This is a genomic window from Desulfocurvibacter africanus subsp. africanus DSM 2603 (assembly GCF_000422545.1).
GTDB lineage: Bacteria > Desulfobacterota > Desulfovibrionia > Desulfovibrionales > Desulfovibrionaceae > Desulfocurvibacter > Desulfocurvibacter africanus.
In genome coordinates this window covers 78784-103493 of the sequence record NZ_AULZ01000012.1, presented here as the reverse complement: position 1 = coordinate 103493, position 24710 = coordinate 78784, and the positions used below count along the sequence as shown (strand labels likewise).

The window sequence follows — 24710 nt, the reverse complement described above, 5'->3', positions numbered from 1 at the left end:
ACAGACCTGTAGTACGGCCAATATGTCATCGGTTTACAGGTGCGGCAACAGTCTGTCAGGTACGCAGTGCACTCCAGCTCTCAGTTTTTGCATGCAGCCCGGCCGGCATGGCCGGGACCTCGAATTCGTGGGTCCCTGGGTGGTCAGCTTCCACCCACCGCCCGAAGCCTGGCCTGCATGGCCGGCACCTCGAACTCGTAGGCCTCGCCGTGAGCCAGATAGACCATCTCCACGGGCAGGTTCGCCCCCTCCACGGCGCGTTGGAAGTCCTCCAGGGGCGACTTGAAGACCGTGTAGTCGTTGTAGTGGATGGGGATGGCCGTGTGCGGGTGGATGATGCGCACGGCCTCCACGCCCTGCTTGGCGTCCATGGTCACCGTGAGCAGCCCCAGGATCTTCGTCCCGCCCAGGTGGAACAGCCCAAGGAAGATGTCCGGGTAGCGCCTCGGTATCTCCTTGAGCTCGTCGATGAGCAGCGTGTCGCCGGAGATGTACATGCTGTAGAGGGTCATGCCGTCCTCCATTCCGAATTCAAGCATGCTGCCCATGACCTGCGGGAGCAGGGCGGCCAGCGGCCCGGGTGCGTGCCTGCCGGGCATGGAGGTTACGCGCAGGCGGGATTCGCCTTTGAACACGTCGATCGAATCCCAGGTATCCAGGCTGTGCAGGTTGCGAAAGCCCTTGCCGCGCAAAGCCCGCGTTGCGTGGGGTGTGGTGATGATGGGCAGGTCCTTGTCCAGGCGCTCGGCAGCAATGTGATCGAAATGGTCGCCATGGAAGTGGGAGAGAAGGCATAGATCCAGGGGCGGCAACTCCTCAATCTCCAGGGCCGGGTTGGTCAGACGCCTGGAGGTCAGGCCATAGCCCAGGTGCGCGTGGTCGCCGGCATGGAGGAAGTTCGGGTCCGTGAGGATGGTGAAGCCGGCGTAGCGGATAACGACCGTGGCGGTGCCCACGAAGAGCACGGAACCACGGGAGAAGTCAGACGCGATGCCCTTGGGCGAGGGGAGTTTCAGGGCATGAGTCTTGGACATGATGTCTCCTTTGTTTTCCCCCGTGTTTGCTCCTGCCCCCCTTGGCCGGACTTCCAAATTAGCGCACAGGTTATTTCGAGGGAAGCCCGGCAGGCAATTCGGCTCCATATTCCACATCTGATGAAGTTCAATTCGCCTGTGGATGTCGATCCCAACGACTTTGCCCATGGAAGTACCTGCGAACGACATCCGCAGGCCGCAGGCCGACTGCGGTATTGTCGGCAGGCGTGTCCGCTGCCCGCGCACGCGCTATGGACAAATCCGGCACCTGCCCATACACCTTGCCCATGACATTGCGGTGCATCATAGCAGACGACGAGCCGCCCGCGCGGGACGAGCTGGCTTGGCTCCTGTCGCGCCAGGAAGGCGTCGAGCTCGTGGATAGCGTGGCCTCGGCGACCAAGGCCATGGAGTCCATCCATGCGCACGCTCCCGACGTGGCCTTCGTGGATATTCACATGCCCGGCAAGGACGGCTTTCACGTCCTCATCGAGGCCGCGACCATGGAGCGACCGCCGCTGGTGGTCTTTGTCACCGCTTACGACCAGTATGCGGTCAAGGCCTTCGAGGAAAACGCCGCCGACTACCTGCTCAAGCCTGTCTCGGAAGAGCGTTTGATCAGGACCGTGGAACGCCTGCGTCATAAGCTGCGCGAACACGGCAGGCCTGGGGAAGATCTGCGTAGGCTGCTCGCCACCCTTGGTCTGGAGCCGCAGGCGGGTCCGGCCCCCATAGCCGTGGAGCGCGCCGGGCGCATAGCCTTGTTGAACCCCAAGGAAGTCTTTTTCCTGCGGCTCGATGCCCGCCGCGTTATGGCTCACACGCAGGACGCGGTCTTGCCCTGCGCAGGGCCACAAACCTTGGACCGGCTTGAGGAGCGTTTGGCTCCACGCAATTTTTTTCGCGTCAACCGAGCCGTGCTGGTCAATCTCGGTCGCATCCGTGAATTCTCGCCCTGGTTCAACGGCAAGTACAACCTGATCATGGCCGATCGCATCGGCACCGAGATCACCGTGAGCCGCAGCCGAGCGCGAAGCTTCAAGGAACGGCTCGGACTGAACTGAAAGGGATTCGTCATGAGCATGGACGTCCTCTTCCTTGCCCTCTTGCAGCGCGTGGGCATCATCGTGGCCAGCGCCTTTGTCCTGCTGCTCATCACGCCCATGCATCGCCTGGGCTTCGGATTCCTGTCGCAGCCCAACCGGGTTTTATCGACGGTCCTTTTCGGCGCTCTGGGCATCCTCGGCACCTACGCCGCGAACCCGGTTCTCGATTCTTACGCCAACCTGCGCGCCATGTCGGTCATCACCGCCGGACTCTTCGGGGGACCAATCGTGGGCACGGGCGCGGCTTTAATCGCCTCGACGCATCGCATCCTCATCGATGTCGGCGGGTTCAGCGCAATTCCCTGCGCCTTGGCCACGCTCATGGAAGGCGCCCTGGCCGGCTGGCTGTCCACACGTCTCACGGATCGGCTCAACTGGCGGGCGGCCTTGCTCCTCACGCTCGCCGGCGAGTCGGTGCACATGCTCCTTGTGCTGGTCATGTCCAAGCCGTTCGACAAGGCCCTGGCTCTCGTGGAACTCATCGCCCTGCCCATGATCCTCATCAACGCCATTGGCGCGGCGCTGTTCATCAAGGCCATCTCCACGGCCTACGAGTATGGGGATCGCCGTGATTCCTTCCGCGCCAAGGAACTCCTGGATATCGCCAATCAGACCGTGAGCCACCTGCGCTCGGGGTTGAACCGCAAAAGCGCCGAGGCCACCGCGCGCATCATCCTCGCCCACCTGCCCGTAGCCGCCGTGGCCCTTACGGACGCGAGCCGCGTTCTGGCTCACGTGGGGGTAGGCTCGGATCACCACGAGGCAGGTAAGCCGTTGCTCACCCGCGCAACGCGCACGGTAGTGGCGAAAGGCAAAGCCATGTACGTGGACACGACTCAGGGCATCGGCTGCTATCTTAAAGGCTGTCCGTTGTCGCAGGCCATTATCGTGCCCCTTGAAAAGGGCGGTAAGGTCGTGGGCAGCCTCAAGTTATATGGCGATCGCGAACACCGCCTGGACCGCTTTCACGTGGCGTTGGCCAGGGGGCTGGGGCGACTCTTCTCGACGCAGGTCGAGCTGGAGGACATCCAGATCAATGCCCAGCTTCTGTCTCAGGCCGAGATCCGCAGGCTGCAGGCCCAGATCAATCCGCATTTTCTGTTCAACTCGCTCAATACCATAGCATCCTTTACGCGCTCGCAGCCGGAGAAGGCTCGCGAGCTCATCCTTGATCTGGCCAGCTACATGCGCAAGAACCTGGACAACGCGCGCTCTTGGGTGCTCCTGGACGATGAACTGGCCCAGGTTGCGGCCTATCTGGCCATCGAGGAGGCCCGCTTCGGCGAGCGCCTGCGAGCGCGGGTCATCTCCGATCCCGCTTTTGGGCAATGGCCCGTCCCTCCTTTGACCATCCAGCCGCTCGTGGAGAACGCGGTCAAGCACGGCCTGCAACCTCTGGAAGAGGGCGGTGAGGTCATCATCAAGATATGCCGCGATGGCCGTGAACTTAGCGTGAGCATATCCGACAGTGGTGTGGGCATGCCGCCCGGCCGCGCCGAGAAGATGCTCGTCGGAAATGATGGAAACGGCTCCGAGGGCATTGGCCTGTGCAATGTCCATGCACGCCTGCGCACTCTGTTCGGACCAAACTACGGCCTGCGCATCGACTCGGCCCTGGGCAAGGGAACCACCGCGACTTTCCGCATCCCACCCAGCTGGGCCGGATAGGGATGTCCGATTAGGCTGGCGGTCTGGCGGACGGATTCCTTCATCTCCACGCCTTTCCCGTTGGCTGGAGCAGTCCTGCCCTGATGCATCCGGAACTCTGCCAGTAGATGCCCCGCTACTAAAGCATTTTGCATTTCAGACGCTCCCTTCGGCGTTGACGGCGGAATTACATTCCGCCTACGCCTGCGGGGCGGCAAGCCATGCCGACGCATGGCTTGCAGAGCATTTTCAAAAGCAAAATGCTCTAGGTTGCACGCGTGACAGCAGTGTGGCAGTGCGTCTCATGCGCCGCATGTGCATTTGGCGCGCGAAAAATGACGCTTCGCACGCCATCTGTTGCCCTTTTTTCCGTTCAACTGCGATCATGGCGACCTAATACATACAAGGCTCGTCCCATCAAGGGGAGAGGAGGTCGCCCATGACACTATTTTTCGCGTGCGTAGCCTCGCTGATCATCGGCTACGCCATTTACGGCAAAGTGATCGAGAGGATCTTCGGCATCGATTCGGAGCGGAAGACGCCTGCCTACACCATGCAGGATGGCGTGGATTTCACGCCCATGGCCAAGTGGAAGCTCATCTTCATCCAGGTCCTGGACATCGCCGGCATCGGGCCCATCTTCGGCCCCATTCTCGGCGCGCTCTACGGCCCCGCTGCCCTGATTTGGATCGTCATCGGCGGCATCTTCGCCGGCGCGGTGCACGACTACTTCAGCGGCATGCTGTCCATCCGCAACAGGGGCGAGAACATGCCCGATGTCGTGGGTCGGTACATGGGCATGCCGGCCCGCCATCTCATGCGCGTGTTCGCCATGGTCTTGCTGCTCCTGGTGGGCGTGGTCTTCGTGCTCGCTCCGGCCAAGCTGCTGACGGAGCTTACCGGCGTGCAGACCGGCATCTTGGTGGCGGCCATCTTCGGCTACTACTTCCTGGCCACCATCCTGCCCATCGACAAGCTCATCGGCCGCCTGTATCCGCTGTTCGGCATGCTTCTGCTGGTCATGACCATCTCCGTGGCCGTGGCCCTGTTCGCCAGCGACCATTCCATCCTGCCCAACACCGATTTCTTGGCCAACGTCCACCCCAAGACGCTGCCCATCTGGCCGCTCCTGTTCATCACCTTGTCCTGCGGCGCCATCAGCGGCTTCCACTGCACCCAGTCGCCGCTCATGGCCCGCTGCTGCAAGAACGAGTGTGAAGGCCGCTCGGTCTTCTACGGCGCCATGATCATCGAGAGCATCATCGCTCTCGTCTGGGCCACCGTGGGCATGTCCTTCTACGACAACCCCGAGGCGCTCCAGGCCGTCATCGCTTCCGGCAGCCCCTCGGCCGTGGTCTCCGAGGCCTCCCGCGCCCTGCTGGGCACCCTGGGCGGCGCACTGTCCATCATTGCCGTGGTCATCCTGCCCATCACCAGCGGCGACACGGCCTTCCGCAGCGCACGCCTCATCGTGGCCGACGCCCTCAAGCTGAACCAGCGCCCGGTGGCCAAGCGGCTGTACGTAGCCGTGCCGCTCTTCATCATCGGCTACATCATCTCGACCCAGAACTTCTCGATGATCTGGCGCTACTTCGGCTTCGCCAACCAGTGCCTGTCCGCCATGATGCTGTGGACCGCGGCCGTGTACCTTGCCCGCCACGCCAAGCTGCACTGGATCGCCAGCCTGCCGGCGACCTTCATGACCGCCGTGGTCGTGACCTTCATCCTGAATGCACAGATCGGCTTCAACCTGCCCTACAACGTATCGGTCATCGCCGGCATCGTGGCCGCCATTGCGACCATGCTTGCGTTCATGCTCAAGTACGGCATGAATCGCGTGCCCATGGCTGAAGAAGTGCTCGCCAGTGATTCTGCTGATGCATAAATAGCCTCCCTGCATACCTACTCCAGGCAAAGGGCGCGCTCCGGTGGGGAGCGCGCCCTTTGCTGCTTCGAGAACCCTGTGGGCGAGGCCGGACGTTGATTGGCGGATGCAGTATGCCTTGAGAACACAAAAGCCCTTGAGATTGTCCCCGAGGGCTTTGGGTCGCACCGTCATAAGAGGATCGGGTTTCTAGCGACGGGAACCGTGATGCTCTTTTAGAGCAGATTGCTTTTAAGACGCTCGCTCCGGCGTTGACGGCGCAAGTGAATTGCGCCTACGCCGAAGCTAGCGGCAAGCCATGCCGACGCATGGCTTGCATGGCATTTTCAAAAGCAAAATGCCCTAAAGCGCCAAGGATGAGCGACACAACCAGACCGGGGAGCATCAGGCAGGCCGTCGAGTAACGTGTTGAAAAGCAAGCGCGCTGAAAGAGGTCGGACAGCCGTACAAGCGGCAGCCGACGCGCGCAGGATGAGTGCGTAATGACTGCCTTTTGTAACGACGCTAAATGCTGTAAGGGCTAATCGGAGGCGCGGGAGCGTGCTCATACGCCCGGAAACCTCAGCCCACAAATCATGAAGAACGCCGAAATCTCCTTGGGGTGCCCGAAGCCGCTCAAGCCCGGCGTCGATCCAGCCATCCCCGCCGACTCCGTGGACGCGCCCGCGCCCGCACCTGAAGGCTACAAGCGCATCGACCGCGTGCTTGGGCCCATGGCGGCGGGGAGCTTCCTGCTGGGCAGCCTGGGCTACCTGCACTGCACCCGCCGCCATGTGATCAAGAATATGGCCCTGCCGCGTGCGGCCTGCGTGCTCATCCTCGAAGGGAGCAAGGCCGTGCACAGGGACGACGTGCGCGAGGTCGTGCAGGCGGGACAGCTTCTGTTGCTTCCCGCGCGCTGGCCCATCACCATCGAGAACGTTCCCGCTGTCAGAAGCGGGCGGTACCGCGCGCTATGCCTCTCCTTCGACCCAGACATCGTGGCTCGCGTTGCGGCGGCCTCGCCGGCGGATACGATCACCGGTCAGCCGCGCGGTATGCGGCTTACGCCGAGCGGTTTGCTCCTGGACGCGCTCCTGCACTTGCTCGTGGTCGCCAAGGCGCATCCCGGCACGCCGCGGCTCACGGAAGTTGGGCTTGAACAGCTCCTGCTGCTGCTCGCCGCGGAGGGCGGGGGCCTGCTGCTGCAAAGCGAACTGCCGCTGCTGGATCGGATAAGCTCGCTTGTCCTGGCGGACGCAGCCAGGCGCTGGGACACGGCCGAAATAGCCCAGGCCCTGAGCTTGGGTGAGCGCACCCTGCGCCGCCGCCTGGAAAAGGCCGGGGCTTCGTTGCGCGACATCATGCGCGAAACCCGACTTCATGCTGCCCTGGCCCTGCTACAGCAGAGCAATCTCTGTGTCGGCGAGGTGGCCCAGCGTTGCGGCTATGATTCCGCGTCCCGCTTCACGCAGCGCTTCCGCGAAAAGTTTGGCCTGCGGCCCAGCGATATCATCCGCGCGCGGGCGTCTCGGGACAAGGATTGACCGAATCGGGACAGACTCCCGCTCGCCAAACGTGCGATACCCCTGCAACCAAACAGGAGGTATCCCATGAAAATGAATTCCTTTTTCGTCCTTGTCCTGCTGTGCCTCATACTTTGCCTCACTCTTTGTCCCACAACAGGCGCCCTGGCCGGGTCCTTCAAGCTCGTCAGCCAGGACGTGGCCGACGGGGCGATGCTGCACGACGCGCAGGTCCTGAACAGCTTCGGCTGCCTTGGTGGCAACCGTTCGCCCGCGCTCGAATGGCGCGATCCCCCAGCCGGGACACAAAGCTTCGCCGTAACGGTGTACGACCCCGATGCTCCCACCGGGAGCGGCTGGTGGCACTGGCTGGTCTTCGACATCCCGGCCACGGCGGCCGGACTGCCGGCGGACGCAGGCAGCGCCGAAGGGGCCGGCCTTCCCGCCGGGAGCATCCAGTCCCTGACGGACTTCGGGGCACCCGGCTTCGGCGGGGCCTGCCCGCCGCAGGGCGACAAGCCGCACCGCTACGTGTTCACAGTGCATGCCCTGGACGTGCCGAGCCTGGGGCTCGACGCCAAGGCCATGCCCGCGCTGGTGGGCTTCATGCTGCACCAGCACTCCATCGGCAAGGCCTCGTTCACGGCCCGCTACGCCCGCTGAACGGGCAGGCCGGAAACCACGGCTGCCGCCAAGGCATGAAAAAGCCCGCCGGGTCTCAAGACCTGGCGGGCTTATTGATTCAGTAACAGCGGGCTCCTGCGGGAAGAGATGTTCGCTGCGCGCGGGCTGCACTCTGGAGACAGACGGATGAAGAAGAGGGTGTGGCTGGCCGGCCGAGGCGGCATGGCGCTAGCGCCGAAAAAGGCGCGAGGGGTCCGGGGGAGCGCTTGCTCCCCCGGCCGCCACTGCGCGCCCCGCTTCGGTTTTCTTGCGGATCCTGACGATCCGGCTTGGGGAGGATCGAGACTTCCGTAGCGCGCCTCTCCCTGGAACTGACTTGCCGGAAATCTCGACATTTGACCGATGCTAATTCCACGGGAGGGTTACACGAGGAGGGTAAAATGGATATCCTTCATGCTGCTCCATATGCGCAGGCACGCATGGGTGATGAAGCGGGGATGGAAAAGGCACAAACTCCAGGAGACCGACATGAGAGTACTCCAGCCGGCATCAGTCTTGTTCGGGGCCCTGTCATTCCTGCTGCTTTCCGCTCCTGCCATGGTGCTGGCGAAAGCGGAAACGGCGCGGACGCAGCAAGGCATCGCGGTGAGAATCGAGCAGCTCGCGGGCGGGCTGGATCATCCCTGGGGCATGGAGTTCCTGCCCGACGGCCGCCTGCTGGTCACGGAGCGCAACAGCGGCAGGCTGTACATTTTGAATGCCGACCACACGAAGTCCAAGCCGCTGGCAGGGGTGCCCGAGGTCCTGGCGGACGGCCAGGGCGGGCTCATGGATGTCGCGCTCGACCCGGACTTCAAGAAGAACGCATACGTCTACCTGTCCTACGCCAAGCCTGGCCAGGACGGGAAATCGACCACCGCCCTGGGCCGCGGCAAGCTCAGCGGCAGCCGCATCGAGGGCTTCCAGGACATCTTCGTCCAGGAGCCGTACATCGACGACTCCAAGCACTTCGGCAACCGCATCGCCTTCTCTCCGGACGGCAGGTATCTGTTCCTTGCGCTTGGCGAGCGGTTTCAGTTCGATCCGGCCCAGGATCTCTCCAACCATCTCGGCACGGTGATCCGCATCCATCCTGACGGCAGCGTGCCCAAGGACAACCCCTTTACGGGCCGCAAGGGCGTGCGGGCCGAGATCTGGTCGTACGGCCATCGCAACATCGAGGCCATGGCCTTTCAGCCGGGCACGGGCGCTCTGTGGATCGGAGAGATGGGGCCCCTGGGCGGCGACGAGCTGAACCAGATCGAGAAGGGCGCCAACTACGGCTGGCCCGTGGTCAGCGCGGGCAAGCACTATGACGGACGCACGATCCCGGACTCTGCGACGCATCCGGAATTCAAGGCTGCCGCGCTCACCTGGACCCCGGTCATCTCTCCCTCGGGCATGGCCTTCTACCAGGGCGGCATGTTCCCGGCCTGGAAGGGCAGCGCCATCATCGGCGGGCTGACGCACGAGGAGCTTGTCCGCGTGAGCTTCGACGGCACGCGGCCCAGGGAGGAGGACCGCCTGTCCATGCCCGGACGCATCCGCGACGTGGCCATTGCTCCGGACGGCTCGATCTACGTGCTCACGGACGAGGGCGACGGCAAGGTCTTGCGCATAAGCTCCATGGGCAAGGCCTCGAAGTAGATATCACTGGAGTGTCGGAGCGCGGAGATGGATCATCCGGCCGGCCGAGCTTTCCCGGGCCACGATCCGGTCCCGGAAGTGCGGACAGGCTGGCAAATTGTGCTCCGGCTTGAGGGCGAGCATCGGCAAATGCAGGCCTGAGTTGTTCAACAGCCAGGCCGGTAATCTTGGCAACATGCTCCAAGACCTCCTGATCAACCTGAGCAATGCACTGCTCGAAGCGGCTATCATAGTCATCAACACTGTGGATCGTCGTTGGAGGATGCGTGAGCGCCAGCAACTCCAGTGCATCCTGCTCAGCCAAGTCCACTACGAAGGAGCGCAGATTACGTATGAAGTCGTAGTAAGTCGGCGGCAAGCCATGTCAGCGATCCTCTCGGGTGTGCCAAAGCCGAAGCACATAGATGACGGACTCCCTGATCTCGTAGCGCAGCTCATAACGGCCAACCAGGATACGGCGGACCTCACGCGGCTCGAACTCCTCCAGCTTCTCCCCGATGCGCGGGTTGTTCAGGAGGCTGGACGGCGCTACGGTCAGCGCCTGCACGGTGCGGGCCGCCGCCTCCCTGCTCACGGGAGCCAGGAAGTCATAGAGCCGCGCCAGATCGGACAGCGCCTTGCTGGCCCACTTCAGCTCCATCAGCGAGGCACCGGAACTGACAGTGGCTTGTCCGTATCGAGACTGTCGGCCCAGGCCTGCACCGCCTGATGGTCAATGACCTGTCCTGCATCCACGTCCGCCAACGCCTCCAGCGTCAGCCGCCTGCGCTCTTCTTCCTGGTCGATCCAGGCCATCAGGGCCTGCTTCACGATCCAGCCCCGTGAACGCTCCAGGCGGGCTGCCATCTGGTCCACCTTCTCTGCCAGAGGCAGCGGGACATGCGCGGTAAGCACCTTGGTTTCAGTTTGGGCCATCGCTGATTCCTCCAGATAAATCAGTCTATAATCATTACGAATCGTAATGATTAGTTTAGATTCAGTCAAGATGGATCTGATTCGCTGGAGAATGACCCTGCCTCGCGTCCGAAACAGGGAACCGAATCCGCGTCCGATCCGCCACAACCCAATCCAACCTGAGCCGGCACTGTAGCAGACGTGCGGAAATGAGCCTGGCAGCGCGTTGAAAAACGGACTGCTAGAGCATTTTGCTTTTGAAAATGCTCTGCAAGCCATGCGTCGGCATGGCTTGCCGCTAGCTTCGGCGTAGGCGCAATTCACTTGCGCCGTCAACGCCGGAGCGGGCGTCTTAAAAGCGATCTGCTCTAAAGAAAAATGCGGTAGCTGACGTTCAGCGCCTCACCGAGCTTGCGGGCGTTCTCCCTGCCAATGGGCCTCTTAGCGTTCTCCATTTCGGAGATATGCCGCTGGGGGATGCCGGTCTTCGCGGACAATTCCCGCTGGGTAATCCCCTCTTTGGCCCGTGCCCCAACCAGGACGGCTCCCGGCAGCTCGGCTTCGGTGAAACCAAGAGTCTTTCTCCAGTCCGTAGACTCGGAAGCATCCACAAATCCGAGAGAGCGCAGGACGGCCACGGCCTTCTGCCTCTGAGCCTTGGGGCCGACGAAGCAAAGTTCGATGGTGCTAGTAGGGAGCTTTTTCGTGCGTGCCAGCATAGGTAACCTCCACAAGCCGCACCTGCCTGTCTCGTACCTCCCAGACGGCCACATACGTGGGATTGCCTTTCTTGAGGTGACAGTGGTGCTTCTCAGGCCCAAGCTTACTGTAGTTTGGCCAGTTCCCGCGAACAGGCCCTTCTTTTTCAATTTCCAGCATCAAGGCGGCCAAGCTCCGGCGGACCAGCAGGGGCAGTTTCCGGAGCCCCTTCTCCGCCTTTTTTAGCAACTTTGACCGTCCAATCCATGAGGCCAAGATACTATTTTTAGTATCAAGTCAACCAGGTCTTTCGGTCAGTAAGCGCTTACTAGAGCATTTTCAAAAGCAAAATGCTGCTAGCAGCCTCCTCAGTAAAACCCTTGGGGGGCATGGGCTTGTCCTTTTGTACCGGCAGATGCTATCAGGCGTTTGGCATTAACTCAGTTGCCACAAACTTGCCATTTTGCTTTTTAACAAGCCCCTCTTCGGCAAGACGCTCCATTATAGAGAGCAGAAGTTCTATGTCCGTCCAAGGGTCATTCGGGTTGCTGGCACGGAACTCCTCAAGCATGTGCCGCAGCATTGAATGCCATTGTTTTCTAGCTTCGTCTGCTGACATCTCATCCTCCTTAAGGAGGCATAGGATTGGCAAAGGGCAAGGAAATACAAAAACTCTGTGCGGCTGAGCGTAGTTAGCGGCGGTCTTTTGCCAACCCATCGCTCGCGACCCTGGAATGGAACCTCTAGTTGACGGGAGTACCAAAATTGGTACATATAGCTACAGCACATGGCCTCAAGAAGATTGAGGCGACGTTCTTTAAACAGCCGGGGACCGGCAATGAACCGGTAAGGGATTGGCTCAAGTCTCTCCCCCCCAGCGACCGCAAGCTGATCGGTGATGATATTAGAACTTGCGAGTTCGGCTGGCCAATCGGGATGCCCACATGCAGACCCATGGGAGATGGTCTCCATGAGGTTAGGACGGACCTCCCGGATGGAACAATCGCACGGGTTTTTTTCTGTATAGGCGCAGGTAAAATGTACTTGCTGCATGGAATAATCAAGAAAAGCCAGACAACTTCAAAGCAAGCTCTGACTTTAGCACGAAAACGCAAAAATATGCTTGGAGAATGACCATGAGCGCTGAACTCAAGAAAATCAATCAAGAGTGCGTTGGGTCCTCCTTTGATGATTTCCTCCAGGAGGAGGGAATCTATGAAGAAGTTACTGAGACTGCCATCAAGCGTGTTCTGGCTTGGCAGCTTAAGCAGGAAATGAAGGCCCAAAAGGTGTCCAAGGCTGCGCTGGCGAGGCGTATGAAGACCTCAAGGTCTTCTGTGGACCGCCTGCTGGACCCTAAGAATAATGCAGCGACACTGGCGTGCATTGACAGGGCCGCTAAAGCCTTGGGCAAAACCGTGCGTCTTGAATTTGTGGATGTTGAAAAAGACGAGTCGGCTCTTTGCCCTTGCTGAAAGCAAAGATGAAGTGAAAAAAGGCCACCTTTGGGTGGCCTTTCTATTTTACTGAGAAAAAGCGGCCCGCCGGCTTTACGCCGGCGGGCCGCTGCATTTTCGCAAGCCTGGCTGTGCGCGGCTGCGGCTACTTGGCCTCGGTGGCCTTCTTCTTCTGGCCGAGCACCGAGTGGCGCTTGGCGGCCGGTAGAATGGCCTTGCGCAGGCGGATGGACTGGGGCGTGATTTCCACCATTTCGTCCTCGCGGATGAAATGGATGGCGCGCTCCAGGGTCATGGGCCGCACGGGCGTGGCGATGATGTTCTCGTCGCGGCCCGAGGCGCGCATGTTGGAGAGCTTCTTTTCCTTGGCGGGGTTGACGTCGATGTCATTATCCCGGTTGTGCTCGCCCACGATCATGCCTTCGTAGATCGGGTCGCCAGGGGAGATGAACAGCTCGCCGCGCGGCTCCAGGTTGAACAGTCCGTAGGCGACTCCCACGCCGTTGCGGTCGGCCACGATGGAGCCCGAGTGGCGGGTCGGGAAATCGCCGCGGTATTCACCGTAGCCGTCGAACAGCGAGTTCATGATGCCCGTACCCTTGGTGTCGGTCAGGAACTCGTCGCGGTAGCCGATGAGCGAGCGCGCGGGCACGGTGAACTCCATGCGCACGCGGCCCGTGCCATGGTTGACCAGGTTGAGCATCTTGCCCTTGCGCTGGGAAAGCTTCTCGGTGACCACGCCCATGTAGTTTTCCGCGCAGTCGATGTAGAGGTGCTCCATGGGTTCGAGCCGCTTGCCGTCCTCGTAGCGGTAGATGACCTCGGGGCGGCCGACGTTAAGCTCGAAGCCCTCACGGCGCATGGTTTCCACGAGGATGGCCATCTGGAACTCGCCGCGTCCCTTGACGATGAAGCTGTCGCGCTCATCGGCCTCTTCCACGCGTATGGACACGTTACGCAGAGTTTCCTTGATCAGGCGCTCGCGGATCTTGCTGCCGGTCACGTGCTTGCCTTCGCGTCCGGCCAGGGGGGAAGTGTTGATGGAGAAGCGCATGGACACCGTGGGCTCGTCCACCCGGATGCGCGGCAGGGCCTTGGGCGCGTCCTTGTGGCAGATGGTGTCGCCGATCGTCACGTCCTCCAGGCCGGAGACCACGATGATGTCGCCGGCCAGGGCTTCCTCGACCTCCGCGAAGGTCACGCCCTGATAGGACTGCAGCTTGGTCACGCGCAGGGCCTGCAAGGCCTCGTCGGGCCCGATGCGCACGAGCTGGTCGGATGTGTGCACGCGTCCGCTGACGATCTTGCCCACGGCCAGCCGGCCCAGGTAATCGGAGTAGCCCAGGTCCGAGACGAGCATCTGGAAGGGAGCCTCGGGATCGTAGCGAGGGGCCGGCATGGTGGCCAGAATTTCGTCGAAGAGCACGTGCAGGTTTTCGCCCATGTTTTCCAGTTCCCTGGAAGCTTTGCCTTCACGGCCAATGGCGTAGATGACCGGGAATCCGAGCTGGTCCTCCTGGGCATCCAGGTCGATGAACAGGTCATAGACCTCGTTGAGCACTTCCTGGGGGCGGGCGTCCTTGCGGTCGATCTTATTGACCACGACAATGACGGGCAGACCGCGGTCCAGGGCCTTCTTGAGCACGAAGCGCGTCTGGGGCAGCGGGCCCTCGGATGCGTCCACCAGCAGGATGGCGCCGTCCACCATGGACAGGGCGCGCTCGACTTCGCCGCCGAAGTCGGCGTGGCCCGGCGTGTCCAGGATGTTGATCTTCACGTCCTTCCACAGCACGGAGCAGTTCTTGGCCGCGATGGTGATGCCCCTCTCGCGCTCAAGGTCCATGGAGTCCATGACTCGATCACTGACCGACTGGTTCTCGCGGTACATGCCGCTTTGGCGGAACAGGCCGTCCACCAGGGTGGTCTTGCCGTGGTCGACGTGGGCGATAATGGCGATATTGCGGATATTGTCGTTAGTGGCGATAGCTTTCATGGGAATCCTTGGGATGAAAAAGGATGCGCAGGTAAATGGATAAGTCTGGCGTAGGGCGAGGCGTGGGATACCACGTCTCGGCCGGAAGTCAACGGATAATCTGATGACGAAGGCGTGCCAAAGTCGAGTTCAGGGCTTTGCCTGCAGGGGGAACTCGACACTGAAACTCACGCCAGGCTTGGTTTGCGAGTCAAGCTCCACGCGCCCCCGGAGCTGCCTGGCCAGACGTACGACAAGCTGCAGCCCCAGGCTTGTTGACGAGGCGGGATCGAAATCCGCGGGGACACCCTTGCCGTCATCCGAAACCATAAGTCGTGCGAGTCCATGGTCAAGGGATATGCTCACGATGATGCGGCCTTGGGCGCGTCCCTCGAAAGCGTGCTCCAGGGCGTTGGAGATGAGTTCGTTGAGGATGAGGCCGCAGGGCACGGCCTGGTCGATAGTGACCTGTATATCCTGCAGGGCCAGCTCCAGACCGATGGGTCTTGTGTGCGCCAGAGCCTGAACCAGGCGGCGCGCCAGCCGCTGGACGTAATCCCTGAGATTGATGTGCGCAAGATCGCCCGACTTGTACAGCTCTTCGTGCACATAGGCCATGGACAGAATGCGGTTCTGGCTTTCGGCGAAGAGCGCCTCCAGCTTCGGGTCGCCCGCCTGGCTGCTTTGCAGCTGCAGCAGACTGGAGATGACCTGCAGATTGTTCTTCACCCTGTGGTGTATCTCCGTGAGCATGACTTCCTTTTCCTTGAGGGACGCGCGCAGGCGCTCCTCGATGCTCACGCGCTCGGAGATATCGCGCAGTACGCCCGAGGTGCCGGAGGGTTCGCCGTCCGGCCCAAGCTCAAGGCGGCAGCTCATGGATGTTGGGATAATCTGGCCGCTCTTGTGGCGCAGGAGGATAGTCGCGTCGCGGATGTCGCTCCGGGCGAGCAGCAGCTCGCGGAAGGTCTCGAATTCGCGCGGGTCGGCCCAAAATTCGGAGGACAAGTGCCCCGTCATTTCGCCGGGCGCATAGCCGAGCAGGGCCTCCGCCGACGGACTGATCAGGGTGATCAATCCGTTGAGTTCCGTCCGGTAGTACACGTCGCGGATGGATTCGAACATGCCGCGGAAGCGCTCCTCACTCCTGCGCAGGCGTTGTTCGGCGGCAATCCGCTTGGTGATGTCCTCGGCTGTGCAGATGGCGTATTCGACCGCTCCGCCGGGGCTCAGCCGGGGAGTCATGCGGATGGACAGGATGCGTGCGCGGCCCCGGGCATCCTGCTGGAAGGAGCTGAAGCTCACGGGCTCGCGGAACCTGAAGACCGTGGAGTTATGGCGCGCGAAGCGCCTGGCCTCCTCCGACGGCAGGAAGTCCGTGAGCCTGTGGCGCTCAAGGAAGGCCTTGTCCGGACCCATGAACTCGGCATGCGCTTGATTGACCGCGCCATAGAGATCCGGCTCGCGCAGAAACCAGACCTGCAGGTCGATATTGTCGAGGAGGAGCTTTTGTTCCGCGTTCCTTTCCGTGAGGAGTTGCTCACGTTCGCTCATGGTCGCGATCGTTTTACGGATCCTGCTGTGCAACGTGTTCAGTTTCTTTAAGGCGTCTCGTTCGTCGGCTTTGCGCAATGCAGGGAACCGACGCAGAAAGGAGAGGATGGCGGACAATGGCATATGTCATTCGACCAGTGCGAAACGGCCGTCTTGCACGCGCATGATGACGGCCTCGCTTACCACGTCGCCGTACTCGTCCAGGCTCAGGGGCCCGGAGAGCGTGTGGAAGTTCCGGATGGCCAGGAGCGCCTTGGGCAGGCCATCCCGAGTCCCTTGGCAGTGCCGCAGCGCCTCGGCCAGGATGAAAACCGCAGCGTAGGAGCGCTCGGCCGCGAAGGTCGGCCGGTTGCCGAAGCGTATGAAGAAGCTGTCGCTGAAGCTGTCCAGGGCAGGAGTTGTCTTGCCCATCAGGGAGGGCACGGAGACGAGCATGTCTTCCACCTGCTGGCCGCCATGACGCAGCAGCGCCTCGGAGCAGGCCCACTCGGTGGTCAGGAGGCGCGTCCGGGGCAACAGCGTGGCGACATGCTGGGCCAGGCTCGCGGTATCGCGGGCCGAGGCGATGATGAGCAAGGCCTCGACGGACTGGTCGGCAAGTTCGCGCAGGCCTGCGTCATTCGCGTCCGGGCTGCCCGGATCCAGTGCGACCTGCTGGACGAGCGTCCCGCCAAGCTTCTGGAGATGCGCCGTGAAAGCCTCGGCATAGGGCAGGCTGTACTCGGTGTTGCGTTTGTCGCAAACCACGGCGACGCGCGCGAGCCCCAGAGCGAGGACATGCTCGGCCAGCAATGCGGCCGCCTGGTCGCTCAGCGGCGAGTTGCGAAAAAAATGATCCGGGAGGCCGGCCAGCAGGGGAGTCGAAGCCGTGGGGCTGAACAGCACTGTACGGGTTTGGTTGACCAGCGGCAGGGCAGCCATGCTCTGTGAGCTGGTCATATGCCCCACGATGGCTACCACTCCGGCATCGATGAGAGCCTTGTCCGCGACCAGGGCGCCCTCGGGCGTGTTCAGGTCGTCCAGGGCCAGCAACCCCAGGGGGCGGGCCAGGACTCCGCCGGCCGCGTTGATGTGCTCCACGGCCAGTTGCGCTCCATTACGCCCCTGCACGCCCAGGTCGCTGTATCTGCCGGTAAGCTGGCCGGAAAAACCGATCAGGATGGGTCCCTGGCGCCATGTGCGCAGGGCCTCCCATCCGAGCAGGCCAAGCGCGAGCAGGCCGGCCAGGGTGAGCCCCAGCACCAACAAGCGCAAGGCCCTGATTGAAGCGCTTTTCCAGGACATGAATCCGTCTTCCATGAAGTGAATTAAATTAGCTTAGAGTGTGCAATTCTGTAAGTCAATGTTGGTTGAGGAAGGCCGGAGCAAAGTCCAGGATCGAGTATCAGCAAAACACCTTTTAACGTGCGCGGGTGAGCATTTCGAGATAACCTGGAAACAGCGATAATCGATTTCATGGATTCAGCGGCAGCCCTGGACCGGCTGGAATCGTTGGGCTGTTTCCGGCTGACTCGCCATGAAACCGCTTGCAGGTTTGCGAGGCTGACTGAACCAAAACCCAGGAGGAGCCATGAGCACCATGATCCTTGAGACGATACGCTCCGACTATCTGGCCCATCTGTCATATATCCTGATCCACAAGGGCAAGGCGGCGGTCATCGATCCCCGCAGGGACTGCCAAGCGTATATCGACTTGGCCAGGCAGCACGGAGCGAGCATTTCGCGCATCTTCGAGACGCACCGCAATGAGGACTATGTCACAGGCTCGCGAGAGCTGGCCCGCCGCACTGGAGCCCAGATCATGCACGGCAAGGGCTTTCCTTTCGACTTCGGCGCTCCGGTTTCCGAGGGCGATTGGTTCGATATCGGTGATCTGCGCCTCACGGTGCTGGAAACGCCAGGCCACACTTTCGATTCCATCTCGCTGGTGCTGCGCGACATGTCCAGCGGAGAGGATCCGGTGGCCGTCTTCACGGGCGACGCCTTGTTCATCGGCGACGTGGGCCGCACGGATTTCTATCCCGACCGGCGCGAAGAGGTTGCCGGGCTGCTGTACGATTCGATATTCGGCAAGCTCCTGCCCTTGGGGGATCACGTCATTCTTTACCCGGCCCACGGCGCGGGCTCGGTCTGCGGCAGCGGGATGGCCCAACGGGAGTTCTCCACGCTTGGCTTTGAACGCAGGCACAATCCGGCCCTGCAGCTGGGCCGCGAGGCATTCGTGCGCCGCAAGGCAGGCGAACGCCACGAATACCCGCCGTACTTCCGCAAGATGGAGGAAATCAACGCCCAAGGCTCGGATGCGCCCTTATGCGAGATTCGGGAACCGAAGCCCCTGGGCGCGGAAGAGTTCGCGAAGCTCGTGGCCAATGGCGGGGCGCAGGTCGTGGACGTGCGCAGTCCCGAAGCAATTGCCGGTGCTTTCGTGCCCGGCAGCCTGGCCATTCCCGAGCAGCTCGTTTCCGGCTATGCCGGTTACCTGCTGGACTACGGGCAGCCCATTTATCTCGTGGCCGAGACTCAGGAGGAGATGCAGTCGGCGCGTGCGCAGCTCCTGCGCATGGGCTATGACCGAGTGGAGGGCTGGCTCGCCGGCGGCCTGACGGGTTGGGAAACAGCCGGGCGGCAATACGACAGCATTCCGGCCGTCAATGTGCGTGAGTTGGTGCGGCGCATCCAGGCGGACGAGGACTTCACATTGCTGGACGTGCGCAAGCAGGAAGAGGTGGAAGCGGGCATGCTGCCCGGCGCCAGGCATATCTTCCTTGGTGATCTGCCGAACAGGCTGACGGAGATTCCCAGGGACAAGCCCGTGACGACCTTCTGCGGCAGCGGCCAGCGGGCCGTCATCGCCGCCTCCATTCTCAAGCGCCACGGCTTCGAGCGCGTGGAGGACAACCTGGGCTCCATGGCGGCCTGCCGATCGTACGGTTGCCCTATTGTCGAGCCGGGCACTTCAGGCAAACCCGACAAGCAGGAGGCCGCATGAGGCAATCGCGCGTATATTGGGCCTGTCTGTTGGCCGCCGTCGTCCTGGTGGGGCAGGCCTGGGCCGCTGGAATCGACCCGGCGGGCGAGCCGATGCACAGGTCTATCTGGACCGTGCGTCTGTGGTCGCCTTACATCGTGGGCCTGCTCATCGGCCTGCTCAACTGTCTGGCTTTGGTCATTTCGGACCGCACCCTGGGAGCATCGAGCGCCTACGCAACCGCCGCCGGCATGGTCGAGAAGACCGTGCCGGGCGGCAAGCCCGAGGCGCGGGAATACTACCGGCGCAACCCGCCGCGCGTGGGTTGGGGCTTTATGCTGCTGCTTGGCGTGGTTGTGGGGTCGTTTCTTTCGGCCCAATTGTCCACGGACTTCCGGCCCGAGTGGGTGCCGCCGCTGTGGCTGGCCGCGCACGGTCCGGAGCTTTTGCCGCGGCTGCTCACTGCTTTCGCTGGAGGAGCGATCATGGCCTTCGGTGCGCGTGTGGCTGGCGGCTGCACCAGCGGCCACGGCATCTCCGGGACCATGCAGCTCGCGACTTCGAGCTGGCTGGCGCTTGCGTGCTTTTTTATCGGCGGCGCGGCCGTGGCCCACATGCTCTATTAGGGCATTTTGTTTTTGAACTGAGAGAGGGCGCTGCCCTCTCTCAGACTCTCTCCCGGCAGGGAGCGGCGCTCCCTGCACCCCCATTTTAAAGCACCTTGCATTTGAAATGGGGGGTCCAGGGGAATCATTTCCCTGGTGGGAGGGTCTGGGAGGGCAAAGCCCTGCCCAGTTTCTGCCAGCTCTTGTGCAAATCGCTCTAAAAGCAATCTGTTTAGAGCATTTTGCTTTTGAAAATGCTCTGCAAGCCATGCGTCGGCATGGCTTGCCGCCCCGCAGGCGTAGGCGGAATGTAATTCCGCCGTCAACGCCGAAGGGAGCGTCTGAAATGCAAAATGCTTTAAAGAGATGGATGATCGGCCCGTCAGCCCGTCAGCCCGTCTGGCCCGGCCTGGTCCCGGTCACTGCGCGCACTGCTTGCACGGCCGGTATCCGGCCGCCAGAGCTTCTTCTCGGCTTTGAAATACCTGTGTGCAGGACTTGCATGCGTAGTTGCGGCAGCCAGGCAGATGAAAAATCTTGCTTTGGATGTTGCCGCTCACCGGCCCGATGGCGGCTTGCTCCTGTTGCTTCACAGGGGGTTCCGCGTTCCTGTCCTCCATCCCGGCGGCCTCGCCAGTCTCGGAGGCTTGGGCGGCTGTGGCAGGCCCCACTGTTCGGCCTGCGGGCTGCGCGTCTTGCGCGCCTTGCGCGTCATGGGCAGCCTGCAGGACGGTTCCAGGGCTTGAGTCGAGCTGTGCAGTCTGATTGGCCAAAGGCATGGGAAGCATCGATAGCTTCGGCTGAGGAGTCAAGGCGCGAGCCAACAGCAGGCCCATAACGATTAGGGCGAATATGAGCAGATAGGCCGGACGTAAGGCCGCCCGTCGCCAGGCATATTTCCTCAGTGCCTTGAAGAGGGTTCCCGCGAGCATGGCTGCAAGCCGGGTCGGCCGGACCATCTGGCCGGACTTCAGAGGTTGCATTCCACGGCTTGGAGTCTCGTCCAGTAAAGAATTTCTTCGCCGGGTATCAGGAATTTGACGAGGCCGTGAGCCAGGTCCTGCTCCCATAGAGGCACCTCGACGCCCGGGGGCAGCCTGCGCGCGCTTCCGCGGGACTCCAGGTCCTTAAGCGCGGCATTGTTTCCGGCTTGCCGCAGGCCTTCGGCCTGAACCAGAAGCTCATATGATTGAGCCATCATGTACCCGGATGCGGTCAAACATCTGTTTTGGGAGATGATGGCTTCCTGTGCTCGCTCCTGGGCCGGAGTCAGGGGTGGCGGAGTGGGTTCGGTTTTTGTCTGGGTTGTCGAGGCGGGCTTGGCGACAGGAAGCTTTGGGGCGGCCTGAGCCGGTTTCGAGGCAGGAGCGCCTGCCGGGGCAAGCGGGGCCGGCGCTGCGGGTTCCGGGGTCGCCAGGTGTGTGTCTGCCGGCATGGCTGCCTTGGGTGTCTCCACAGCTTCGTGCGGGTGCTTTTGCGGCATGCTGGATACGGCCAGCAGCACTCCAAGCAGACCCAGGCAAGCACAGCAAGCCACTGCCAGAGGCTTTGTGCGACGGCCTGGGGACAACCAGAACAGGATCACGGAAGGCTTGCGCAGTCCGAGAATGATTCCGAGCAGGGCAAGAATGCCGAGCATCCAGCCGAGCAGGTGCAGGTAGATCATGGCTCACCCTGAAGCAATATAGTGGAATGAATGCGTATGGTTCAGAAGTGGCTATAGCAAAAACAGACTTGCCGCAAGCTGGCGGCAAGCCCTGGCGGGCGGTCTGGTTGGCAGGATCATACCATGCACGGAATGCATCGTGCGCAGGCGGCCGGCAACCGCCGTCTTTCGGCGCCGTGGCAACGAGGCCGGGCGCTCCAGGCAAAAGCTGCGCGCACATGGATTGGGGGAGGAGAGCAAGCTGCTGTTACGGGTCGATGAGGCCGCGTTTGTGCTGAATATCAGCGAGAGTGAGGTGAGGAATTACGTGGATGAGGGGAGGCTGGAGGCGCATCCGGAGCCGCCGCTCAGAATAACAGTAGAAAGTGTAAAAAGTAATATAATACCATGCACTAACTCAATGAGCTGATATTGATTAGCTTAGCGTATGGTTCTCACTTCCCTCACGTTAGACGCGAAAAGGTCCGGGTGGATTTAGAATTCGAAGCTGATGATCTAATTCGCCCGTCAATACACCGACGCTTGACGTTTTTCACGCTTGCCGCGTACATTCTGGCACGAGGTGTCAAGTATGTACGCACTGTTACGCTTCAAACGGACAACCGATCTACCTCTTCCGCTCATGCTGTGCCGCGTACAAGCCGGATTCCCTTCGCCGGCGGACGACTACGTGGAGCAGACGCTCGACCTGAATGAACATCTCGTGCGCAACCCGCCAGCCACGTACTTTGTGCGCGCGGCCGGAGACTCCATGGAAGGGGCTGGCATCCGCGCGGGCGATCTGCTCGTGGTGGATCGCTCCATTGATCCGCGCCCAGGCCTCATCGTCATCGCCTCGGTGCAGGGCGAGTACACGGTCAAGCTCCTGGAGCGCCAAGCCGGCCGACTGTGGCTGGCACCGGCCAATCCACGCTACGCGGCCATCGAGATCACACCGGACTCGGACCTGGAGATTTGGGGCGTGGTGACGCACGTCATCCACCGCACCCTGCCGGAGGCTGGCCATGCCCGTGTACGCCCTGGCTGATTGCAATTCGTTCTACGCCTCGTGCGAAAAAGCCTTCAACCCACGGATCAAGAACCGGCCCGTGGTCGTGCTCTCCAACAACGACGGCTGCGTTGTCGCTCGCTCGGCCGAGGCGAAAGCCCTGGGCATTCCCATGGGTGCGCCGGCCTTCAAGCACGAGGCGCTGTTCAAGGCCAACAACGTGGCCGTGTTTTCCTCGAACTATGCGCTCTACGGCGACATGTCGGCGCGGGTCATGCGCACCATGGCCGACATGGTGCCGGCCTGCGAGGTCTACTCCATCGACGAGTCCTTCCTGCGCCTGGACGGTCTGCGCGGTGACATGACCGCCTTCTGCGGCAAGATCCGTGAGCGGGTGCTGCGCTGGACCGGCATCCCGGTCTCCTTTGGCATCGCCGAGACCAAGACGCTGGCCAAGGCCGCCAACAAACTGGCCAAGAAGGGCGGAACAGGCGGCGTGTTCGATCTGCGCGGGCCGGACGCGGACGAGTGGCTGGCCCGTCTCGACGTGGGAGACGTGTGGGGCGTCGGGCCCCAGTATGCCAAGCTGCTGCAAAGCAGGCGCATCCGCACGGCCCTGGACCTCAAGCAGGCTGACCGCGTCTGGATTCGCAAGCACATGACCGTGCAGGGGCTGCAGACAGTCCTGGAGCTGAACGGCCAGCCGTGCATCCCCATGGAGCAGGCGCCACCGCCAAAGAAGGCAATTTGCTGCTCGCGGAGCTTCGGGGCCTACGTGCGCAACCTGGAGGGGCTGCGCGAGGCCGTGGCCAGCTACGCGACACGCGCGGCCGAGAAGCTGCGCGGCCAGGATTCGGTGTGCAGCATCGTGCAGGTCTTTATCCGCACTAACCCGTTCAAGCCCGAGCATCGTCAGCATGCGGAGCTGGCCCAGGCCACGCTGCCCGTTGCCTCGGACTATACGCCGGATCTGCTGCGGACAGCCCTTGGCATCCTGGAGCGCCTGTTCCGCGAGGGCCACGCCTACCAGAAAGCCGGCGTGCTCCTGGCCGGCATTGAGCCCAAGGGCAGCCGGCAGCTCTCACTCATTGCGCCGCAGCCCAAGGATGAGGCAAAGCGCGGCAAAGCCATGGCCGTGCTCGACGCGGCCAACCGCAGGTATGGTCGGGGTGCGCTAGTCTACGCGGCCGGAGGGATCGAGCCTGAGTGGGGCATGAAGAGAGAGAAGCTGTCGCCGGCGTACACTACGCGGTGGGATCAGTTGCTGGAGGTCAGGGGGTAAGCATTGAGGGAACCATGCGAAAAGCATTTCTTCTCCACTGTCGAGAGCAGATTGCTTTTAAGACGTCCGCTCCGGCGTCGACGGCGCAAGTGAATTGCGCCTACGCCTACGCGGCGGCAAGCCATGCCGACGCATGGCTTGCAGAGCATTTTCAAAAGCAAAATGCTCTAGGATAGCTTTTATCTCGCATCATCTCCTTTGTTTTGTCTCCTCTTCCGACCATAATGTGCATTCCTCCCTACTTGCATTGCCAGTGTTGCGTCCTCGTCGGCCCGCAGCCCGAGGGGGTTGTGGACAGGCTCATCAAGCTCAAGGCTGGGAGCAAATGGATTGGGGCAGGGGAGTTTTATGCGGACAGGGGCCCTGGGGGGAGAGGATCCGGGAGAGGACAGCGCCCTCTCCCGGTTAGCTAGTACAATGCGCTATTCGCCGTGGCAGCCGTGGTGGCCATGCTCGAGGCAGACTTCCTGGCGATCCTGGAGCTTGCCGTCGAGGTAGGCCTGGACCGCATTGCGTACAGGTCCGGAAGCACCGCGCACGACCTGTATGCCGCTCTGCTGAAGCCGGACGACTGCGCCCTCGCCCATGTTCCCGGCCACGAGAATCGTGACGCCCATCTGCACGAGCACCGGGATGATGTTCGACTTGCAGCCGCAGCCGGGAGGAGGCGTGAGCTTTTCCTCATCGGTGATGGCCTTTCCGTCATCGATGCTGAAGATGGTGAAGGCCTCGCAGTGGCCGAAGTGCTCATCGACCATCCCGCCACGGGATGGAACTGCTATCTTGATCATGATCGATCTCCTGCTCGGTTATGTCCTGGTGGGCAGCTCAGTTCCACATAGAAAGTCTTCGCCGGCGCTGCCAGAAACCATGCGGAGAAGTTGCCATTAGCATTAAATCGTCATGCAGGCCAAGGAGATCATTCTGAACTTAAACGGTAGGATTAAAATAGTCATGGCGGTTTGGGGGGCTACCGCTACAGAAATGAGTGACCGCAGATCTTGTCAAGGTCCTCCATCATCTAGAGCAGATTGCTTTTAAAGCATTTTGCATTTCAGACGCTCCCTTCGGCGTTGACGGCGGAATTGCATTCCGCCTACGCCTGCGGGGCGGCACGCCATGCCCACGCATGGCGTGC

The 24710-nt window shown here is 61.8% G+C and carries 23 protein-coding genes; 12 read left to right on the top strand and 11 right to left on the bottom strand.

The genetic code is table 11. From position 1 onward, the window contains the following. Positions 1-143: 143 nt before the first annotated feature. Positions 144-1034 carry an MBL fold metallo-hydrolase gene (locus H585_RS0109610; protein WP_027367665.1) on the bottom strand — a complete coding sequence of 297 codons (891 nt, stop codon included), beginning with the start codon at positions 1032-1034 and terminating at the stop codon, positions 144-146. Between the two features lie 251 nt (positions 1035-1285). Between H585_RS0109610 and H585_RS0109605 the strand changes: the two genes are divergently transcribed. The 6 genes from H585_RS0109605 (at position 1286) to H585_RS0109570 (ending at position 9487) form a co-directional block, all read left to right on the top strand. Then, complete coding sequence (locus tag H585_RS0109605; RefSeq protein ID WP_081678638.1) at positions 1286-2098, top strand: LytR/AlgR family response regulator transcription factor; 813 nt, start codon at positions 1286-1288, stop codon at positions 2096-2098. A gap of 12 nt (positions 2099-2110) precedes the next feature. Beyond that, positions 2111-3808 carry a LytS/YhcK type 5TM receptor domain-containing protein gene (locus H585_RS0109600; protein ID WP_027367663.1) on the top strand — a complete coding sequence of 566 codons (1698 nt, stop codon included), beginning with the start codon at positions 2111-2113 and terminating at the stop codon, positions 3806-3808. 418 nt (positions 3809-4226) lie between these two features. Further along, positions 4227-5672 (top strand): carbon starvation CstA family protein, encoded by a 1446-nt coding sequence (locus tag H585_RS0109595; RefSeq protein ID WP_027367662.1) that lies wholly within the window; start codon positions 4227-4229, stop codon positions 5670-5672. Between the two features lie 575 nt (positions 5673-6247). Beyond that, a complete protein-coding gene (locus tag H585_RS21305) occupies positions 6248-7198 on the top strand; it encodes a helix-turn-helix transcriptional regulator (RefSeq protein WP_034627648.1) in 951 nt (316 codons plus the stop codon). A gap of 66 nt (positions 7199-7264) precedes the next feature. Continuing rightward, positions 7265-7840, top strand: coding sequence for a YbhB/YbcL family Raf kinase inhibitor-like protein (locus H585_RS21300; RefSeq protein ID WP_034627647.1), 576 nt, complete (start codon positions 7265-7267; stop codon positions 7838-7840). Between the two features lie 489 nt (positions 7841-8329). Continuing rightward, positions 8330-9487, top strand: coding sequence for a PQQ-dependent sugar dehydrogenase (locus H585_RS0109570; protein ID WP_051183073.1), 1158 nt, complete (start codon positions 8330-8332; stop codon positions 9485-9487). A 364-nt stretch (positions 9488-9851) separates the two neighbouring features. Here the strand turns inward: H585_RS0109570 and H585_RS0109560 are convergent, their stop codons facing one another. From H585_RS0109560 to H585_RS0109545, 4 genes are all read right to left on the bottom strand, one after another. Next, on the bottom strand, positions 9852-10127 hold the full coding sequence (locus tag H585_RS0109560) for a type II toxin-antitoxin system RelE/ParE family toxin (RefSeq protein WP_027367659.1): 276 nt from the start codon (positions 10125-10127) through the stop codon (positions 9852-9854). Then, entirely contained in the window at positions 10127-10402 is a 276-nt protein-coding gene (locus H585_RS0109555; protein WP_027367658.1) for a CopG family ribbon-helix-helix protein, read from the bottom strand. The genes H585_RS0109560 and H585_RS0109555 overlap by 1 nt, the downstream gene beginning before the upstream one ends. Positions 10403-10749: 347 nt before the next feature. Next, on the bottom strand, positions 10750-11100 hold the full coding sequence (locus H585_RS0109550; protein WP_027367657.1) for a helix-turn-helix domain-containing protein: 351 nt from the start codon (positions 11098-11100) through the stop codon (positions 10750-10752). 401 nt (positions 11101-11501) lie between these two features. Further along, entirely contained in the window at positions 11502-11699 is a 198-nt protein-coding gene (locus H585_RS0109545; protein WP_027367656.1) for a hypothetical protein, read from the bottom strand. A gap of 128 nt (positions 11700-11827) precedes the next feature. Here H585_RS0109545 and H585_RS23935 point away from each other — a divergent pair, with 128 nt between their 5' ends. Next, positions 11828-12214 carry a type II toxin-antitoxin system RelE/ParE family toxin gene (locus H585_RS23935; protein WP_420834583.1) on the top strand — a complete coding sequence of 129 codons (387 nt, stop codon included), beginning with the start codon at positions 11828-11830 and terminating at the stop codon, positions 12212-12214. A 2-nt stretch (positions 12215-12216) separates the two neighbouring features. Further along, entirely contained in the window at positions 12217-12555 is a 339-nt protein-coding gene (locus tag H585_RS0109540; RefSeq protein ID WP_051183072.1) for a helix-turn-helix domain-containing protein, read from the top strand. A gap of 127 nt (positions 12556-12682) precedes the next feature. Here the strand turns inward: H585_RS0109540 and typA are convergent, their stop codons facing one another. From typA to H585_RS0109525, 3 genes are all read right to left on the bottom strand, one after another. After that, positions 12683-14530: a translational GTPase TypA gene (gene typA / locus H585_RS0109535; RefSeq protein WP_027367654.1), complete on the bottom strand. Its 1848-nt coding sequence runs from the start codon at positions 14528-14530 to the stop codon at positions 12683-12685. Between the two features lie 129 nt (positions 14531-14659). Continuing rightward, on the bottom strand, positions 14660-16063 hold the full coding sequence (locus H585_RS0109530) for a sensor histidine kinase (protein ID WP_244432515.1): 1404 nt from the start codon (positions 16061-16063) through the stop codon (positions 14660-14662). 126 nt (positions 16064-16189) lie between these two features. After that, complete coding sequence (locus tag H585_RS0109525) at positions 16190-17347, bottom strand: ABC transporter substrate-binding protein (protein WP_027367652.1); 1158 nt, start codon at positions 17345-17347, stop codon at positions 16190-16192. Between the two features lie 286 nt (positions 17348-17633). Between H585_RS0109525 and H585_RS0109520 the strand changes: the two genes are divergently transcribed. Further along, on the top strand, positions 17634-19052 hold the full coding sequence (locus H585_RS0109520; RefSeq protein WP_027367651.1) for an MBL fold metallo-hydrolase: 1419 nt from the start codon (positions 17634-17636) through the stop codon (positions 19050-19052). Beyond that, complete coding sequence (locus H585_RS0109515; RefSeq protein WP_014261484.1) at positions 19049-19657, top strand: YeeE/YedE thiosulfate transporter family protein; 609 nt, start codon at positions 19049-19051, stop codon at positions 19655-19657. The genes H585_RS0109520 and H585_RS0109515 overlap by 4 nt, the downstream gene beginning before the upstream one ends. Positions 19658-20055: 398 nt before the next feature. Here the strand turns inward: H585_RS0109515 and H585_RS0109510 are convergent, their stop codons facing one another. After that, positions 20056-20619: a sunset domain-containing protein gene (locus H585_RS0109510; protein ID WP_027367649.1), complete on the bottom strand. Its 564-nt coding sequence runs from the start codon at positions 20617-20619 to the stop codon at positions 20056-20058. Then, entirely contained in the window at positions 20607-21302 is a 696-nt protein-coding gene (locus H585_RS0109505; protein WP_027367648.1) for a hypothetical protein, read from the bottom strand. The genes H585_RS0109510 and H585_RS0109505 overlap by 13 nt, the downstream gene beginning before the upstream one ends. 571 nt (positions 21303-21873) lie before the next feature. On the opposite strand from H585_RS0109505, the gene H585_RS0109500 reads away from it, so the two are divergent. Continuing rightward, positions 21874-22329, top strand: coding sequence for a LexA family protein (locus H585_RS0109500; RefSeq protein WP_027367647.1), 456 nt, complete (start codon positions 21874-21876; stop codon positions 22327-22329). Then, on the top strand, positions 22307-23572 hold the full coding sequence (locus H585_RS0109495; protein ID WP_027367646.1) for a Y-family DNA polymerase: 1266 nt from the start codon (positions 22307-22309) through the stop codon (positions 23570-23572). Before H585_RS0109500 ends, H585_RS0109495 begins: the two co-directional genes overlap by 23 nt. A 422-nt stretch (positions 23573-23994) precedes the next feature. Here the strand turns inward: H585_RS0109495 and H585_RS0109490 are convergent, their stop codons facing one another. After that, a complete protein-coding gene (locus H585_RS0109490; protein WP_027367645.1) occupies positions 23995-24363 on the bottom strand; it encodes a NifB/NifX family molybdenum-iron cluster-binding protein in 369 nt (122 codons plus the stop codon). Positions 24364-24710 lie beyond the last annotated feature (347 nt).